We start from the raw sequence: 17,098 nt of genomic DNA on the forward strand, positions 1-17,098 counted from the left end.
CTATAACTCTATGTACCTTCATTTATCGAAACCTATATAGTCGGACTAAAACGGCATTTTCATTATAGCCTTTCCGTTGGGCAGAACTGCCTGAAACTCGTATCCTTCGCCGAGGAGCTTCTCGATCTCATTCATGGAAACGAGCCTCTGCTTCGAGCCGTTGCTTGCCATTGCACCTGCTACTTTGTCCCTCAGCAGCTTCTGGAAATCCTCTGTGCTTGTCTCTGCAAGATTCATCTTGTCTATCTCGTCCTGCCTGTATCCCACGGCAGAAAGAAGCTGCTGCTGCAAATACAGCCTTGCATTCTCCTCGGATACATCGCTTATCCTCGTTTCAAGGAACTTGGTGCATTTGTTGTAGGACTCCCTCATTTCATCGATGATATCCGGCGGCAATCGCTTGTTTGTTGAATAGCGAGCCTCAATGTCGCCCTTGTGGCCCATTATGAACTGCCTCCAGGGATGCGAGATCAAGCCTTTCGATTCTGCAATGTCCAGAGCTGTTGAGAAATAAGCTCTCAATACATAAGGACGCATCTTCAACCCTGCCTGCTCTATAGCTTCCCTTATGTCCCTCGTTACAAGCGTTGTCCTCAAGAATGCATTCTTCTTGACGCCTCTGACATCGAACTGCAATAATGGAGATTCATAGGTGAGCTCTTCTCCCTGCTTTCTTCTCTCATCAAGGTATTCCCTGATGTATGTCGTGCCTTCCTCTCCAATGAAGCTGAAATAATGGTGTCTTGCTTTGCTCAGCTTGCTCTTAACCATAACTGTAGCAGGAATCTTGTCAAACTGGATTTCATCTGACAGCTTCAGTTCCTTGAGGTCGCCAAGCCTGAGGCCGTCGGTGCCTTCGTAATCTCCCAAAGACTCTGGTCTTAAGCCTGAAAATGCCATGATCGCTATGGCTACTCTGCCTCTTGAAGTAGCTTTCCTTAGAATTCGAGCCAGCTCCTCTTTGCTCGGAACCCTCTCGTTAACGATTGTTGGTGTTTCGTTTTCCCCTGCTATGTTAACGGTTAACTGCAAACGGATATCGTTAAACTTCAGCCATGATAGTATGACCTTCTTGAATCTTGCAATGTATGATCCAGCTTTGCCTTCCTTTTCCATCTTCCTGACAAAATCCGTAAACTCATAACGGAAATCCTTCTCGTTGGCTCTGGCTTTATTCAGGATTCCATGTGGTGTTGTTCCAGTAAGCTCGCAATAGTGGCCAAGATTCCTCAATGCTACCGTTGCCGTTAAAACTGATTTCGCCTTAAGGTTCTCAAACCATCTTCGTACATCCTCGTCCAGAAGCAGTTCACGATACTTCGGTTGCATGGTCATGAGAACATATCGACTGGTGGCATAATAAGTATTCGATTAATAGATTAAATGGACCGGTCGGGATTTGAACCCGAGGCCTCCTGCTTGCGAAGCAGGCGATCTACCGCTGATCTACCGGCCCATTCACTATTTATATATACGCATTTATGATAGATGCTTGTGAATATAGAACCAAGGGAATATCAAATCAACGTATATAAAAATTCGATAGACAAAAACACGCTAATAGTTATGCCCACCGGCCTTGGTAAAACACTTATAGCTGCAATGTTAATAGAGAAATTCTTCAAAGAAAATAAAAAGTCTATATTCCTGGCTCCCACTAAACCTCTGGTACTTCAGCATATGGCAACACTCGTAAAAGTTCTTGGCCTTAACAATAACGAAATATGCGCATTCACTGGTGAAGTTGATTCGCAAGAGCGTGAGTTAAGGTGGGTTACCGGCAAAATTTTCGTTTCAACGCCCCAAGTTGTGCTTAACGATATGAAATCCGGCATAATCGACATAACTAGGTTCGACTTGATCGTGTTTGATGAAGCCCACAGGGCAGTTGGAAATTATGCGTATGTCGACATTGCCTCAGAGTTCTTAGAATACAAGAAAAAGCTAATCATAGGATTAACTGCGAGCCCTGGGGGTGAAAAAGGAAGATTCCAGGAGATAGTAAAAAACCTTGGAATAGAAAATGTAGTAGTAAAAACGGAAAAGGATGAAGATGTTAGGAAATACATAAAAAGCATAGAGATGCACCTAATAAAGCTGAAGGAACCTGATCAGTGCGGAGCGATCAAGGATTTACTAAAGAGTGCACTTGATTCTGTTCTGAAACCTTTGAAGGATCAGGGCATAAAGGTTGGAAGGACTAGAAAGGATATGGCCGAGAGCATTCAAAACCTGATAAACAGGGCTAAAGAAGACAGATCCCTATTCCCACTTGTAAGGCACTTGACAGCTGCAATAAGGATCGATTATATAATAGAGTACATAGAAACACAAGGGCTAGATGTTGCTTATCAGTATGTAAAGGATATGGAGGAAAGCCAGGACCAATCCATAAAGCGCGCATACTCTATGATGAAGAGTTTAGACGATTTCCGAAAGGCCATAGAAAACATGAAGAACGTACTGCCAGGATATAGAAACCCAAAGATGATGAAGGTACTAGAGATATGCCAGGAAAAGGTTATTGCAGGGGAAAGGGCCATAGTATTTACTCACTTCAGGGCTACTTCAGACATGTTGCTTGCTTATCTGAAAAATTCGTCGGATAAAATTAAGCCTGTAAGGTTTATAGGGCAGGCAGATAGGGGGACTGATGTCGGCCTCTCCCAGGAAGAACAAAGACAGATAATAGAACAGTTTAGGAACGGGACATACAATGTACTTATAGCGACAAGCATAGCTGAGGAGGGCCTAGACATACCGGATACCGATGTTGTTGTGTTTTATGAAGCTGTGCCATCAGAGATCAGGTTCATACAGAGGAAAGGGAGGACTGGCAGGAGCAGGAGCGGCGAGGTCTATATATTGGTGTACGAAAATTCAAGGGATATGGCATACTATTACAGGAGCCTTAAAAAAGTCTCGATGATGAATCGCAACATAATGGAATATAGAGACGAACATCCATATACTAAGAATGAGAGACAGGAAAACTCGAATAACGGCCAGAGGACTATATTCGATTTTTAAAGTCAGTTTATTTTGCTTCCAATATCTGCTATTCTTGCTATAAGGGCATCAAGCTGGATCCTGTCGTTCGATCCTTCAACAATTCTAAACTCTGCATCAGCAAGCGCCTTTATTATTTCTATCTTCTGCTTCGGAGGTACAACGCTCGCCCTTACTATCGAATGGACACTTTTGACTATATCTATGCCAGACAAACCATCTTCTATCATCATCTTATCCACAATCTGCCTTGCCTCGTCAAATAATCCATTTATTGCTCTGGATATTAGCTTGTTTACGCTCTCAGGACTTGCATAACCTATTATCTCGTATATTTTCTTTGGTGATATCTCACCTGATGTGTAGACCGCCTGGAGCACATTTATGGCTTTCCTCATGTCACCACCGGAAACTTCAACCATTGCTTCCATGCTCTCATCGTCTATGGTGAAGCCTTCATTCTTTGCAATCTCGTTTAATTTCTTCTTTATAAACTCGTCTTGGACGGGCCTGAACCTCATTACCACAGTCCTTGACTGTATAGGAGGTATGATCTTGGAAGAATAGTTGCAGGCAAATACGAATCTCGTTGTTTCAGAATACATCTCCATTGTCCTTCTCAACGCCGCCTGAGCCTCCGCTGTCAACTGATCCGCTTCGTCTAGGAAAAGGATCTTAAATCCCAGCGGATTAGAAGGCCTTATTCTTGCGATGTCCTTTATCTTGTTACGTATAACATCTATACCGTTCTCGTTTGAAGCATTCATTTCAATGAAGTTTTCCTTCCAGGATTCGCCGAACAGCTCAATGGCGAGTGCAATGGCCGTTGAGGTCTTTCCAGTACCAACAGATCCAGCGAAGAGGAGGTGCGGGAGCTCTTTTTTCTCAACGAAAGACTTTAACTTTTGTATATTTTCGTCTTCACCGTAAATTTCAGATAAGCTTTTCGGTCTATACTTTTCAGTCCAAATTTCAATCATGGTGATACCCGAGCCATGAACATAATGAGCCAACACTATAATTTTTTTGCCTAGTTAGTAAGATAAAAAAATTAAATAATGTCGCTTAGTTTACATCGATATTAAAGGGTAGGCAGATATTTCTTGATCTCCCACTCACCTACGTAGGATCTGAATTGATCCCACTCCCTCTGCTTAACAGTTAGGAAGTTTTCATAGACATGGTCTCCGAGGATATCCCTCATCAGCTTGCTGTTTCTTAGGTGGTGGAGTGCTTCTCCTAGACTCTCGGGCATGGATGTTATGCCTTCCTGCAGCCTTTCCTCCTTTGTCATGTGGAATATATCTTTTTCTATAGGTTCAGGCGGATCGATCTTCTTTTCTATACCATCCAATCCCATGCCGAGTATTACTGCGAATTGAAGGTACGGATTTCCCGCAGGGTCTGGGCAACGCAGCTCCATTCTCTTCCTCGTCCCTTCGCCTGCAGGTATCCTGATCAAGGCCGATCTATTTTTGTTTGCCCAGGATATGTAAACAGGCGCCTCATATCCAGGAATTAGCCTTTTATAAGAGTTTACTGTAGAGGCAAGTATGGCTGATCCTTCGTTTATATGGCTGAGTATTCCACCAAGGTAATGCATAGCATAATCGCTGAGCCCATATTTCGCATTCTTATCGTAGAACCTGTTTACCTTTTCATCGAAAGACATTATGCTCTGGTGTATGTGCATGCCTGAACCATTTACACCATTTATGGGCTTTGGCATAAAAGAAGCATATAGGCCGTTCCTTTCTGCTACGTTCTTGATGATACTCTTTAGCATAACTATTCTGTCTGCCATCTTCAGTGCAGGTGCATACCTTAGATCTATCTCCTGTTGTCCGTATGCAACTTCATGATGGGCTGCCTCTGGCTGGTATCCAAGCTCATAAAGCTCACGTACTATTTGCTGCCTGATATCGCTTGCAGAGTCAAGAGGAGTATTATCGAAATACCCCCCATAATCGCTGGGTTCTGTTGTAGGATTGCCATTAGCATCCCTCTTGAAAAGGAAAAACTCAAACTCTGGCCCTACAAAAAATTCGTTCCCTTCCTTATGTACCTTTTCCAGCAACTTCTCCAGAACGTATCTTGGGTCTCCAGGGAACCTCGAGCCGTCAGGAGAGTAAACATTGCATACAAACCTAACAACACGGCTCTTTCCGAACTCATCTGGTAGAAGAGTATAACTATCCAGGTTCGGTATCGCCCTCATATCTGACTCTTCTATCTGCGCATAGCCTGCAACAGAACTCCCGTCGAATACAACACCTTCAGTTAGCGCATTTTCAAATCTATTTTTTGGGACTGTGAGGCTCTTCACGTTGCCGACAATATCTGTGAACTGCATCTGCAAAAATTCAACCTTATCTTGATCCAGCTTTTTAAGTGTTTTTTCAACAACATCTTCTGGCATAGTAGCGTATGAACATTCATCATTTATATTTTTATTTTTGAAATACGACATATTGTTTGAAAATGTTTAAATACTTAATATCGATATCTAGTTATCGATATCTAAAAATCGAGTTAGAGGTGATCGGATGTTTGGTGGAATGAGGGGTCCTTGTGGCCATCATGTAGATAGATCCAGAGGATTTGTAGGAATAAGGTACTGGATATTAAGGATATTAGCCGACGGCGAAAAGACAGGTGCCGATATAATGACTACAATAGAAAATCTGACGATGGGCAGGTGGAGGCCTTCACCTGGGGCGGTTTATCCCATATTAAGAGCCCTTGAAGAGGAAGGCTACATAAAGGGAACGGAAAGAGACAACAAAAAATACTATTCGCTGCTTGAAAAAGGAAAAGAAATGATAGACATGCTCGGGTTTGGAAAATTTTACGGGAGAGACGTCGAGACAACCAACCTATACGATGCAGTAGAGAGGATAGGCGACTATGTGAATTACCTTAAGGACAACTCATCTAAACTAAAAGATGACAAAGACGCCATAGAGAAGCTAAGAAAAATAAGGGATGATATCGAGGGGCTAATAGTCCAATAACTATCCCGATTTTTCTATTTTCTTTTTTAGTTCTGCGATTTCCTCCTGAATCTGTTTGTTCATCGGGTTCTTTTTAGCCTTTTCTTCAAGCTCTTCAAGCTTTGATTCTAGGCTTTTTTTCTTCCTGTTAAGATCCCTTTTGCTTAGGCCCATGCTTATCGATCAAGTATTATTAAGTACCGTATTAATTTTATTCAGTATATTTTTTAACATTTATTATGAAAAAAAATTTAAATATAATTATATACATGATGTAGCATGTTATCAAGATAATTGAAAATAGCACTCAGTGCAGCAATTGTCTTGGTGATGCTTTTTTCTGCAGTCTATGTCGCCTTCAACTCAAACGCAGGTCAAACAAATCAAAATAGTTTGAATTCTCTGTTTTCCCAGCCTTTGGTGAAATCCAACGACAATATTGCTAAAACAGTTGAAAAAGCTGGGTTCAAGCCATATGTACCTGTCAATGGAAGCATGGAAATGAACGTTATAATAGGGATAATTCCAAATAATCTGAATGAACTGGAGAACTATGCAACAGAAATAAGCATGCCCGGTTCCCCTCTCTATAGGCATTGGTTAACAACACAGCAAATTAATAGCATGTTCGGCAATTACCAGGGTGTAGAAACCGTATCCTCCTATTTCAGCAAACTAGGCTTCTCGGTTCAAGTTAAAACCCCGTTTGCAGTGGCTATATCCGGCAATGCATCTATGATGGAATCCGTGTTTCATACAACGATATACTATTTTACTAATAAAAATGGCCAAGTGCTTTTCAGCAATTTAAATTCTATAGAATTGCCAGGATCTGTGGCTAGGTATGTGCTTTCCGTTGACGGCCTTTCGAATTTCCAAATGACAACGAATCCTGTTTATCCAACATTGTCTGATTATACCTCTTCAGGATTGATCAAAAATTTTGAACCACTTTCATCTGGAACCCAATCCTATTTGAACCACTCTGATGTTGTTGGATTTTACGCTAAAAAATACGCATGGGTTCAGCTTCCGTTGACGAATGGACCTTATCCTGGTTCAAATGTAACAGGTTATACACCACCATTCCAGGCTCTTTTCCCATCTGATCTACCATGGATATACAATATAGCTCCAGGATTGAACGGAACTTCATCCACCCCTGGTGCAAATGGTACTGGAACAACGATAGCCATAGTAATGGGAACTGGATACATAAACGCAACACTTGCTTATCCAGCTTGGAATTATAACGATATGCTAAAGTATGGAAAAGAGGTCTTTGATAATCCAAGCCAGATACTCAGTAGGGTAACCTATCTTAATGCACCTGGCATAACTCATAGCCCTCCACCTGATCCTTCTCCATCCTTTTACGTACCGTATACTGACGGATATCTAGGCGAGTTTACACTTGATACCCAATACTCAGCCACTGTAGCTCCTGACGCCCATCTCGATATAATGGCCATACCTTCGCTGTCTACTGTAGCCCTTGATAATGCATACATCACTCTGTATGAGCTTCCCAATACACCGCAAGTAATAACGAATAGCTGGAGCGGTTCAGAAGATAGCTGGTGGAACATGTACGGTCCGTATTGGCAGTCCGCTGATCTAATGAATCTCTTATTCGAATTATTAAGCATGAAGGGATCAACCATAGTCGCAGCGACGGGCGATTCCGGCGGATACGACGGATATACAAATATGATATCTGGCGAGTTTCCTGGCACTTCACCTTGGGTCACTGGAGTAGGTGGAGACCAAGTGACGATGTTTAACAATACAGGAGTGGAATTTCCAGTCACCGGCAACTACTCCAGATTCAATGTAACTTTCGGTACTGCAAACTACAGCAGCCTGCCTCCATACTACTGGAGCAACTTACGATTAAACATTGTTAATATAGGGCTGAAACATAATAACGGCTTTACACAAACTTACTGGGACAATAACCAGTATGTAGTAGTAAATGGAGCTCCAGAGGTCATATCTACAGGGGCTGGAAGTGCAGCTTTAAGCATATTCTTCAAACAGCCATGGTGGCAGCACGGTTATTCAGTTCCAAATACAGGTAGGATGAGCGAAGTTGAAGTTTCCGCCGAAGCTGGATTTAACCAAACCGAGCTTGTTGATGGCATGTGGGGATCTTGGTTCTTTGGTGGTACCAGCGAAGCAACACCTACAACAGCCGGCATGATAGCTGATGTAATAAGCTATCTCAACGCAACAATACACGTGAATTATCTGGGCGACATAAATCCCCTGCTGTACGAAATTGGTAACGAGTACATGCAAAATCCTGGAAAAATGCCTGACCCATACTTTACCGTTTCTAATGGAACAAATTCACTTAGTGCACTAATGGTAAACGACTCCTATACTTTGGACGGGCCACAGAATTATCCGTCAAATTATTACACAACCGACAACGGGTATAGTATGCTAACTGGCTGGGGAACAATAAATGTAGGAAACTTCAAAATAGACCTCGAGCAATTTTTAACACAGCCATTCAATGTAACCGAAGATAACAGTACTGGAACTGGTACACCATTCTACGGCAACTTTACAGAATCCACATACATAACGATGGGCCAACCTGCCGGCCTTCAATACGGCACCCAGTATTTATTCAATGTATCTGGGAGCGTATCCGGCCTTACGAATATTCCGAAGAATCTAAACCTGACTTTCATAACATCAAATGGAGAATACAACCTTAATAATTCAAATAAGCCAGGTAATATGCATTTTGCATATAATGCGGGATTACTTAAAATTTACAGCGATACTTTTAACACCACCGGATTCCTAGAAGTAAATGGAACTTTCGACCACCGTTTAGCTTACTCTTTCACGTGGATAGGAAGTAAGCAGATTGCCAACGCAACTAATAATATATCCGTTGAGAAGAATATGAGCGTTAGCATAGCATATCCATACCTTATGGCAGGGTTTCCAGCGTTCGCTTATACCGGATTATTTAACGGTACTGCTGGTTATTTCGCTACGTACGTACCACCAATAGAACCAAACATGCAGATAGTCAACGTGACTTATAAGGGAAAACCTGTTTACAATGCCCTAGTACTGCTCACTTACAAGAATGCCTCAAACGAAATTAAAAACCTAACTTTCCTGCGTCAATATGCAATTTCATACAGCTTTACAAACCTGAATGGCAGCGCTTATCTTGATACCTGGAATGTGGCTGTTGATACTAAGGCTTACGTTTATGTCGTATATTCAGGAATGGTTAAGGAATCTAACTTTACCCTTACTCCCCAATCTACAAGCAGCATATTGTTTAATAACAGCTTAGAGAGTATCCTGTTACCCTATTACAATTTACTGCCAGTTTTCCAAGGACAGTATCTACCGTTTACCGTGAACCAAGAAAATGCAGAAGTTGCATTATACGTACCTGGATCCCTTAACTTCTACGGGCCGAGTACTCCCACCACAGTCATACCTTCAACTATAACGAATACAAATGCCAAAGGCTTTGTAAATTTCAAAATACCTAACTGGCTGCCTCCAGGCTCACTGCTCTACTTAGGGATCACTAATTCATCACAGCCTGTATACAGTGCTGCCAATGGCCTTATCCTAGATCACAATGTATCTTACCTTCCTGTATATGTGGCAGGAAGCGGACCAAGCGTAATGTTAGCCAGCAACGCTTTAACCAACATATTCGGTGTTCCGGTAGTTACTCCAACTACGTCCTTCGAAGCCGTTTACACCGATTCCTTATCTCCATATGGCGGCTACGTCAATTACATGTGGTATTCCGTAGATGGGATGACGCCAATTAGCTTCGGCCAGGACGGATATGCCGTAGCAGCTGCTTCACAGACACAGATATTCGGACTTAACTCTTCCATACCTTCCGGCCTCAACACACTATATGTATACTTTAATGATACACTTGGCCTAACTTACGAGACCTCGATGGAATTCTATTTCAACGCAAGCATACCCACCCCATCTTTAATGCTCAGTTCTCCCTCCTACTATGAACATGGTAATTTTAGTGTTTCATACAAGGACAACTTAAATCCCAATCTTACTATATTGAATGAGCTTTACATATCATATAATGGTAACATAATAGCTAGCGAGCCAATTACTACATCGTCAGGAGTGCTGCAAATAAATGGAAACGATCTACCGTACGGAATCCTTAACCTGACTTTTACGATCGAAACCGCTAATGGGCAAACAAATGAGACCTCAATAACAGTGATGAACCTTCCGGCAGACGAATACTACCCCACAGTGAATATCATAGCACCTGTTACTGGATCCTCACAAACTGGATCCCTCAATATAACGTTCACATACACTGGATTCGATGACACTGTTATACTTTACGTAAACGGCAGTTCTGGCAACGTTATAACCGCCAATGTCACGGGAAAGAACCTATACACTATAACAGAAGGAAAAGGCAGTTCCTCTTTGCCCGCAGGAAATTACACTGTAACCGTATTGGTGATAAGCAAAGACGGACAGGTTGCAAAGCAATCAGCAAACTTTGACCTTAAGGCACCCGTGGTTCCACCAGTCCAGAGCTCAATTATAATAGAATATCTAGTAATAGGTATAGTCGGTGGTCTCATAGTCGGATCTCTCGCAGTTGTAGCTGTGATGAGGAGACACTGATAATTTTTAAAAATTTATCTCCCAAACTTCTATATTTTATTAAATTTTATAAAGATTTATTAATCTTCGATCAATAAGATTTTGTGAAAGATGTTATAGTCATCGGTGCAGGCCCATCTGGTTCTTACGCGGCTTATAGGCTTTCTAAAATGGGTTTAGACGTCCTTCTTTTAGAAGAACATAAGGAGGTAGGGAAGCCTGTTGAATGCACCGGACTTGTATCAAAGCGTGTACTTGACTTTGTTAAGACTAGAAGTATAGCAGGGAAAGTATATGGCGCAAATATATATTTTCCTAACGGAAAATCGATCCACGTGGAGAAGAATGACGAAACTATAGTACTCTACAGGGACTCCTTTGATAAGGACGTAGCCGCAATGGCGATAGGCGCAGGAGCCGACATCCGGATCAATGCAAGAGCTATATCGGTAAAGGAGAATAATGATAGCGTAACCGTTAAGTATAGAGATAGCGGACAGCTTAAAGAAGATAATGCAAAGGTTGTTATAGGTGCAGACGGGATCAATAGTGTTGTAAGAAGAGATTTGTATCGGATTAGGCAGGAGAAAGTCGTCTCCACCCTCCAATACGACATGGCTGGAAAAATAGAAGACGAAAGGAGCGTTAACGTTTACCTTGGATCTAAATACACACACGGATTCTTTGGGTGGGCTGTTCCAGGCGGTGAAATAATAAGAGTTGGAACTGGCAGCTACAGGGCTTCAGCATACCCATACATGAAGGCTTTGTCCAAAAGGTTTGGCACAAACAGAGTGTTGGGAATAACCGGTGCTGGCATACCAATAAAAATTGCTAAAAGCCTTTTCACAAAGCGATCTGTACTTATCGGTGATGCCGGAGGCATAGTTAAGCCACTTTCCGGTGGAGGGATTTACACTGGAATTTTTTCAGCAAACCTAGCATCGGAAAGAGTAGCAAATGCCATAGAAAATGAAGATTATTCCCAGCTCAGGCATTACGATAAGGATATAAGGGGATCCATAGGAGTTGAGCTGAAGAAGGACGGATTTATACAATCAATATACTCCAAGATAGGGGATAGATCATTCGATAGGATATATGGCCTTATTTCCAGCGAGAAGATAATAGATACGATAAACAGATCTGGAGACATAGACTATCCGTCGAAGGTAATATTTAAAGTACTTATCCGCAATCCTGCCTTGCTGTACAGCATGTGGAAGTAAAGCAAAAACGCAAAGGCGGGTGCGTCATTGGGTAGATACAGATCGTTCTTCCCTCAAACATGCTGCGTGCTATGCGTTAATATAACGGTCAATGAACGGGATATTGCCGGAGATGTATACATATGAATTCCAGGGAAGTGTTATCAATAAGTACCCTCGTCTTTGTTACCTTTATCTGGGGCGTGACCTTTCCTATTATAAAAGACGTGTTCCTTTACTTATCTCCAGTAAACTTTCTTGCTTTGAGGTTCGCAGTGTCCACCCTTTTGTTTTTGCCGGTAGTGATTAAGAAGATAAAACACGTAAAATCTGAAGAATGGAAGGCGGGTTTAATAGCCGGAACACTGCTTTTTATAGCTTATTATCTGCAGACTATAGGTCTTCTTTACACGCAGCCTGCACTTTCAGGGACAATAACTGGGATATACGTTGTCTTTGTGCCTATAATATCCTATCTATATCTGCGCCGTCGCATTGCTCATGTGGAAGTCTACTCTTCAGCATTCGCTTTCATAGGCCTCGTTCTAATGTCCTACAGTGGGCTATCAAATGTTTCCATTGAACTTGGTGACTTCATGACGCTTGCTGCAGCTGTTTTCTATGCTATGCAACTAGTTTACGTTTCAAAGCATGCTTCACACATCGATACCTTCGTATTTTCATTCATCCAGATAGCTGTAGCGGCATTTTTCTCCGCTGTATTCATACCTACCTTCCCAGAGCCATTCAAAATAACAATTTATTCGGCGTTTGTAGTGCTATTTACGGCAGTATTTGCTACGTTCCTAGCCACTTATGTATATGTTTCAGCACTATCAAAGATGAACGTAACAAAGGTCGGTGTTATTCTTATAGGCGAGCCGATATTCGCTGATCTGACCTCTGTTATCCTTTATGGTGAAAAAATCGGGCCCATTGCACTAATTGGAATAATCATAATGATAGCGTCAATCGGCACCATATCCTATTTCGCCGATTGATCTCTCCCTTCGTGTATCTTTACGGCTATCCCGTCTGAATACTCTCTCAACTCCTTTCCAGAGACGGTGGCCTTTCCAACCGCCACAAGTTCTCCATTTTCATTTACTACAAGGGTTTCATTCTTTGCTATTATGTCTGGATCTGCATCCAATATAAATTTAAAGAATACGCTATATCCCTTTGCATTGTATTCGGCGCTCTCATTCTTCACAAAAACACGGAGATTTGGGCTTTTCGAGACATTGTAAAGCAGTGTCGCGCCATGAAAAGTAAGGGTAAAGAAGCCATCGTTCCTCAAGGTTGCTATAAGTTTATTGCCTTTGTCAAATACACCTCTTATCCTGCCAGTTTTTGATTTAAATATTCTCACATCATCCTTAAAGAAGTCCTTTCCAATACCATATCCGAACTGATAGTCGGCTATCGTTCTTATTTTTTCAAGGTCGAATGATCTTATTTTATCAGAATCCACACTTTCTCCCTTGTAAACCCGTATATCAAAAGGGGATATCGATTCGGATATGGCAGATACATCTGGATCAGGCTCCAGGCCTGAAGAAACCGTCTGCTCTATAGGATAAGTATTTTCTAGTTCAGCAGGTACCATTATGCCAGACCAAGGTATTAGGGCATTGCATTCAGTTCTTTCGTACACATCTCTCACAAAATTTAAGTTTGTATAGCCTGGCAGCCAATCTTTCCTTGAAAATACGTATGTCTCCTTCTTTTTTGATGTTAGATATTTGGATGTAAATTTCTCAAGTCTGGCTACATACGTATTTTTGGTTGAAAAAGAATCATAGAAAAAGTATGCTGCCTTCTTAAAGAGATCCTGGTACTTCTCAAGCATTTTCGAATACTGCATTACCTTAACGTATGCTTTAAGCAGAGAAGGATGTGATTTTGCTTTTTGGGCGAGGTATTGATCCATAGATTCTTCATAAATGCGTTCCCTGATCTCTGATATCTCCATGAATATGGCCTTAAGGTTATGCCTAGAAAGTTCCACAGAACGCTGCTCCTTTGGCAGTTCTTTCAACTCCTTTACAGTATATTTATCAAATAATGGGCTCCATTCGGGTATCTCAATTATTCTGGCGAGATCCCTCGTTCCGTCCGGATATATGAGCCTATCGTCTTTTGCGTACTTGACGTAGGAAGCTGAATCGAAAAGATCGACTCCAAGGTATACAGCAAAGGCAAAAAACATCGGATGGCCGCCGCCGAATAGATGTATGGGCTTTCCGAAGCTAACATTAAGCTTTGAGTTCAATATTATATCTACAAGCTTATCATACTCATATGATTCCAGAAGCGGGACAACACCGCCTATAGGCAAATACGAGGCATTTGTTGAATTCATAAGTTCCGCAGATCTTTTCCTTAAATCAGGGTATATTCCCCCTTGTATGGGACCTGCTATCATACCGCCAGCGTCATTTACTTCAAGCATCCTTCTATAAGTTTCGGTAATTGCATTTTCGACCTCCTGCCTAGACGATGAAGGTGTTGTAAATATGTCAAGTATAGTCAATATGTCGCTTCCGATAGTCTTTTGGAATTCAACAACTTGCCTGTTGTTAAATTCTACAGATCCATAAACATAGCTCTGGAATGTGCCCGAATCTGTCATTACAGGGCCATCATATCCGATTAAAGAGTGTACCCCGTATTTTTCGGCCTCTTCACGTAATCTATCGTTCCTCAATATAATGTAGCTGTTTGTTATAACACCATGGACTCCATATTTTTTCATCTCTTCTGGAGTTATATCCATTATGTTTGGGTTTATAACTGGAAGGACCGTAGGAGTTTCTATCGTACCGTGAGGAGTATCAAATCGTGCTATCCTGGCTAGGCCGTCCCTCTCCCTTATCTCCATATTGATCTACGCATAGTAATATCTATTTTCTTCTTTCTGAAGGCGGTCAAGGCTGCTGCCTTTCTTGTTTATCCTTGGCCTATTGGAGCTCTGGTCCCGCCTAAATGTGACGCCTACCATCTTCAAGAATCTGTTCATTCCTTCTTTCATGTCCATAGGACCATCTGATGCGCCGTGGGAACCTGGCTCTCCTGAGAACACTATGAGGCTATCTGAAATAAGATCTATAAGGTATATGTCATGATCGACGACCAGTGCAGTTTTCTTTGTGTTTTCCATCACCCTCCTTATAACCTTTGCAACAACCATCCTGTAGGATGAATCTAGATGGGCAGATGGCTCGTCTATCAGATATACGTCTGCTTCCCTTGACAGAGTAATTGCTATAGACAACCTTTGCATTTCGCCACCGGATAGGCCATCAACTGGATTTTCCATGATATCCGGTATATTCAGAGGGTGGAATATTTCATTCTTTACGTACGTGTCTTCAGCGCGGTCCTTTAAAGCAGATGCTATGAGATCCGATACTGTACCCTTAAAATCAGTTGATATATATTGCGGCTTGTAAGAAACCTTTACGTTCTGAGATATAGATCCTTCGTCTGGATTCATTACCCCGGCAAGCATCATTACGAATGTGCTCTTACCTAGCGCATTCCTGCCAAGCACACCAGATATTTCTCCCGTATGTATTTGGCCAGCATGCACATCTAGAGAGAAGTCTCCTAGTTTTTTCTTGATATCAGTCCATGTTATGAGAATGTGTTCAAATTTATCACGCTTCGACGATTTCTCCTCAAATTCGATAGGATAGCTTCGAATTCTTACGTTTTCTTCCCTGAGGAACCCTGACAAATAGGCATTTATTGCCCTGTTCGTACTCAATGGTTCAGAAAAAATACCATAAACCCCAGGGTCTCCATAAACAATGTTTACGCTGTCTGCCAGCCAATCAAGTATGGCAAGATCATGCTCAACTACTATGACCGTTTTTTTCTTGGATAGATCCTGTACTATGTTAGACACGTTGAGCCTTTCACCTATGTCTAGGTATGATGTCATCTCATCGAACAGATATATATCAGCCTCTTTTTCTAAAGTTGTACCTATGGCCAGCTTTTGCAACTCTCCTCCAGAACACTCTTTAACATCTTTTGATAGCGCATTTTCAAGATTAAGGAGAGATACGACTTCATCAAAGTTACCGTTCTCGTTGTTCTTCCTTAGTATCTCGCCTATGGTTCCACTTACCACTTTCGGTATATAGTCCACATACTGATTTTTAAGCACAGCTCTCTTATTCTCCTCGTACAATCCCTTAAAATAGGCGCCCATTGTAGTTCTCGCAAATCTATCAATAACTGCGTCCTTTGAGGGGGGCTTATCATAATTGCCCAGGTTAGGCACAGTGATTCCAGAGAGTATGTTAAGAGTTGTAGTTTTGCCTAGGCCGTTTTGCCCTAGTATGGCTGACACTTTACCAGGTACAACAGTTGGAAGAGAATATATCCTGAATCCATTGACCCCATATCGGTGGAATACATTTTTATTCAGCTCATCTGGAAGCGTAACTATCCTTATAGCTCCAAACGGGCATCGCCTTATGCATATGCCACACCCAATACATAAGGTCTCTGATATTAAAGGCTGCCCATCTGGGTCTGGGAAATCTATAGCCATAACATGGTTTCTAACTGGTGGGCAGTAGTATTGGCATTCGTGATGACACTTTTTAGGATGACATCTATCCTTGTCAAGAACTGCTACGTGCATAAAAACCAACTATTGAGCTACTTTCCAATAATCATCAGGTATTTCTTCATAAATTTTGTATTCTTCGTTAGATTTATTCTTTGTGGTATTTATCCTCATATTGGCGAGTTCTATTATTCTGGGTATATTAAGTATCCAGTAATGTATTCGCCACTCTCTTCCGTCAAACAGTGTAGTTTCCTCTCTTTCTGTTTGAAGGACGCCTATATCTTCCATTGTATAAAAAGAATCCCGATCTTCGGGTTCAAGCATATTATCTATAACACGATCGTTATAACCAAAAAAATTTATTATATGCTCAGCAGCCTCCATGGCTTCTTCTTCGCTCATCCGCCGGTCTCGGAGGCTGAGCCCAGTGCTAATTGCCTTTGAAAGCTCTTCTAGTGTTGTATAACCTCTAATACCGGACTTCTCTGGCTTTGCCTCCTTACTATTCATGCTAACCTCTTCAATAATCTGCATAGGAAATTAGTAATTACAAATTTATAGTTAAGCTTATCGTGTAACACCTATAATTAAACGGAATTCCGTATATAAGGGTTGTTAAGATGCTTATACATTTTTGATCTATTTAG

At 41.6% G+C, this 17,098-nt stretch carries 12 protein-coding genes and 1 tRNA gene; 5 read left to right on the plus strand and 8 right to left on the minus strand.

Going from position 1 to position 17,098, the window contains the following annotated elements:
• Nucleotides 1-45: 45 nt before the first annotated feature.
• Together TVG_RS07985 and TVG_RS07990 are read right to left on the minus strand one after the other, a co-directional pair.
• Nucleotides 46-1,335 carry a site-specific integrase gene (locus tag TVG_RS07985; RefSeq protein WP_010917745.1) on the minus strand — a complete coding sequence of 430 codons (1,290 nt, stop codon included), beginning with the start codon at nt 1,333-1,335 and terminating at the stop codon, nt 46-48.
• A 49-nt stretch (nt 1,336-1,384) separates the two neighbouring features.
• Nucleotides 1,385-1,456, minus strand: a tRNA-Ala gene (locus tag TVG_RS07990).
• 32 nt (nt 1,457-1,488) lie between these two features.
• Between TVG_RS07990 and TVG_RS07995 the strand changes: the two genes are divergently transcribed.
• Complete coding sequence (locus TVG_RS07995) at nt 1,489-3,030, plus strand: DEAD/DEAH box helicase family protein (protein WP_010917746.1); 1,542 nt, start codon at nt 1,489-1,491, stop codon at nt 3,028-3,030.
• A gap of 2 nt (nt 3,031-3,032) precedes the next feature.
• Here TVG_RS07995 and TVG_RS08000 read toward each other — a convergent pair whose 3' ends face one another.
• Both TVG_RS08000 and glnA read right to left on the minus strand, forming a co-directional pair.
• Complete coding sequence (locus TVG_RS08000; protein ID WP_010917747.1) at nt 3,033-3,989, minus strand: replication factor C small subunit; 957 nt, start codon at nt 3,987-3,989, stop codon at nt 3,033-3,035.
• A gap of 101 nt (nt 3,990-4,090) precedes the next feature.
• Nucleotides 4,091-5,428, minus strand: coding sequence for a type I glutamate--ammonia ligase (gene glnA / locus TVG_RS08005; RefSeq protein WP_010917748.1), 1,338 nt, complete (start codon nt 5,426-5,428; stop codon nt 4,091-4,093).
• Nucleotides 5,429-5,555: 127 nt separating this feature from the next.
• Between glnA and TVG_RS08010 the strand changes: the two genes are divergently transcribed.
• A complete protein-coding gene (locus tag TVG_RS08010) occupies nt 5,556-6,023 on the plus strand; it encodes a PadR family transcriptional regulator (protein ID WP_010917749.1) in 468 nt (155 codons plus the stop codon).
• Here the strand turns inward: TVG_RS08010 and TVG_RS08690 are convergent, their stop codons facing one another.
• Complete coding sequence (locus TVG_RS08690; protein WP_173024200.1) at nt 6,024-6,176, minus strand: hypothetical protein; 153 nt, start codon at nt 6,174-6,176, stop codon at nt 6,024-6,026. It abuts the gene before it with no gap.
• Nucleotides 6,177-6,296: 120 nt separating this feature from the next.
• On the opposite strand from TVG_RS08690, the gene TVG_RS08015 reads away from it, so the two are divergent.
• The 3 genes from TVG_RS08015 (at nt 6,297) to TVG_RS08025 (ending at nt 12,864) form a co-directional block, all read left to right on the plus strand.
• Nucleotides 6,297-10,676 (plus strand): S53 family peptidase, encoded by a 4,380-nt coding sequence (locus tag TVG_RS08015; RefSeq protein ID WP_010917750.1) that lies wholly within the window; start codon nt 6,297-6,299, stop codon nt 10,674-10,676.
• A gap of 83 nt (nt 10,677-10,759) precedes the next feature.
• Entirely contained in the window at nt 10,760-11,884 is a 1,125-nt protein-coding gene (locus TVG_RS08020; protein WP_010917751.1) for a geranylgeranyl reductase family protein, read from the plus strand.
• Between the two features lie 122 nt (nt 11,885-12,006).
• The gene (locus TVG_RS08025; RefSeq protein ID WP_010917752.1) at nt 12,007-12,864 is read left to right on the plus strand and encodes a DMT family transporter; all 858 of its coding nucleotides are present in this window, start codon (nt 12,007-12,009) and stop codon (nt 12,862-12,864) included.
• Here the strand turns inward: TVG_RS08025 and tgtA are convergent.
• Genes tgtA through TVG_RS08040 form a run of 3 tightly spaced genes read right to left on the minus strand, consistent with a single transcriptional unit; the run spans nt 12,849 to nt 16,961 of the window.
• Nucleotides 12,849-14,747, minus strand: coding sequence for a tRNA guanosine(15) transglycosylase TgtA (gene tgtA, locus TVG_RS08030; RefSeq protein ID WP_010917753.1), 1,899 nt, complete (start codon nt 14,745-14,747; stop codon nt 12,849-12,851). The genes TVG_RS08025 and tgtA overlap by 16 nt on opposite strands.
• A gap of 6 nt (nt 14,748-14,753) precedes the next feature.
• A complete protein-coding gene (locus tag TVG_RS08035; protein WP_010917754.1) occupies nt 14,754-16,523 on the minus strand; it encodes a ribosome biogenesis/translation initiation ATPase RLI in 1,770 nt (589 codons plus the stop codon).
• A gap of 9 nt (nt 16,524-16,532) precedes the next feature.
• A complete protein-coding gene (locus TVG_RS08040; protein ID WP_048054165.1) occupies nt 16,533-16,961 on the minus strand; it encodes a DUF6015 family protein in 429 nt (142 codons plus the stop codon).
• Nucleotides 16,962-17,098: the final 137 nt, after the last annotated feature.

This window comes from Thermoplasma volcanium GSS1 (assembly GCF_000011185.1).
GTDB lineage: Archaea > Thermoplasmatota > Thermoplasmata > Thermoplasmatales > Thermoplasmataceae > Thermoplasma > Thermoplasma volcanium.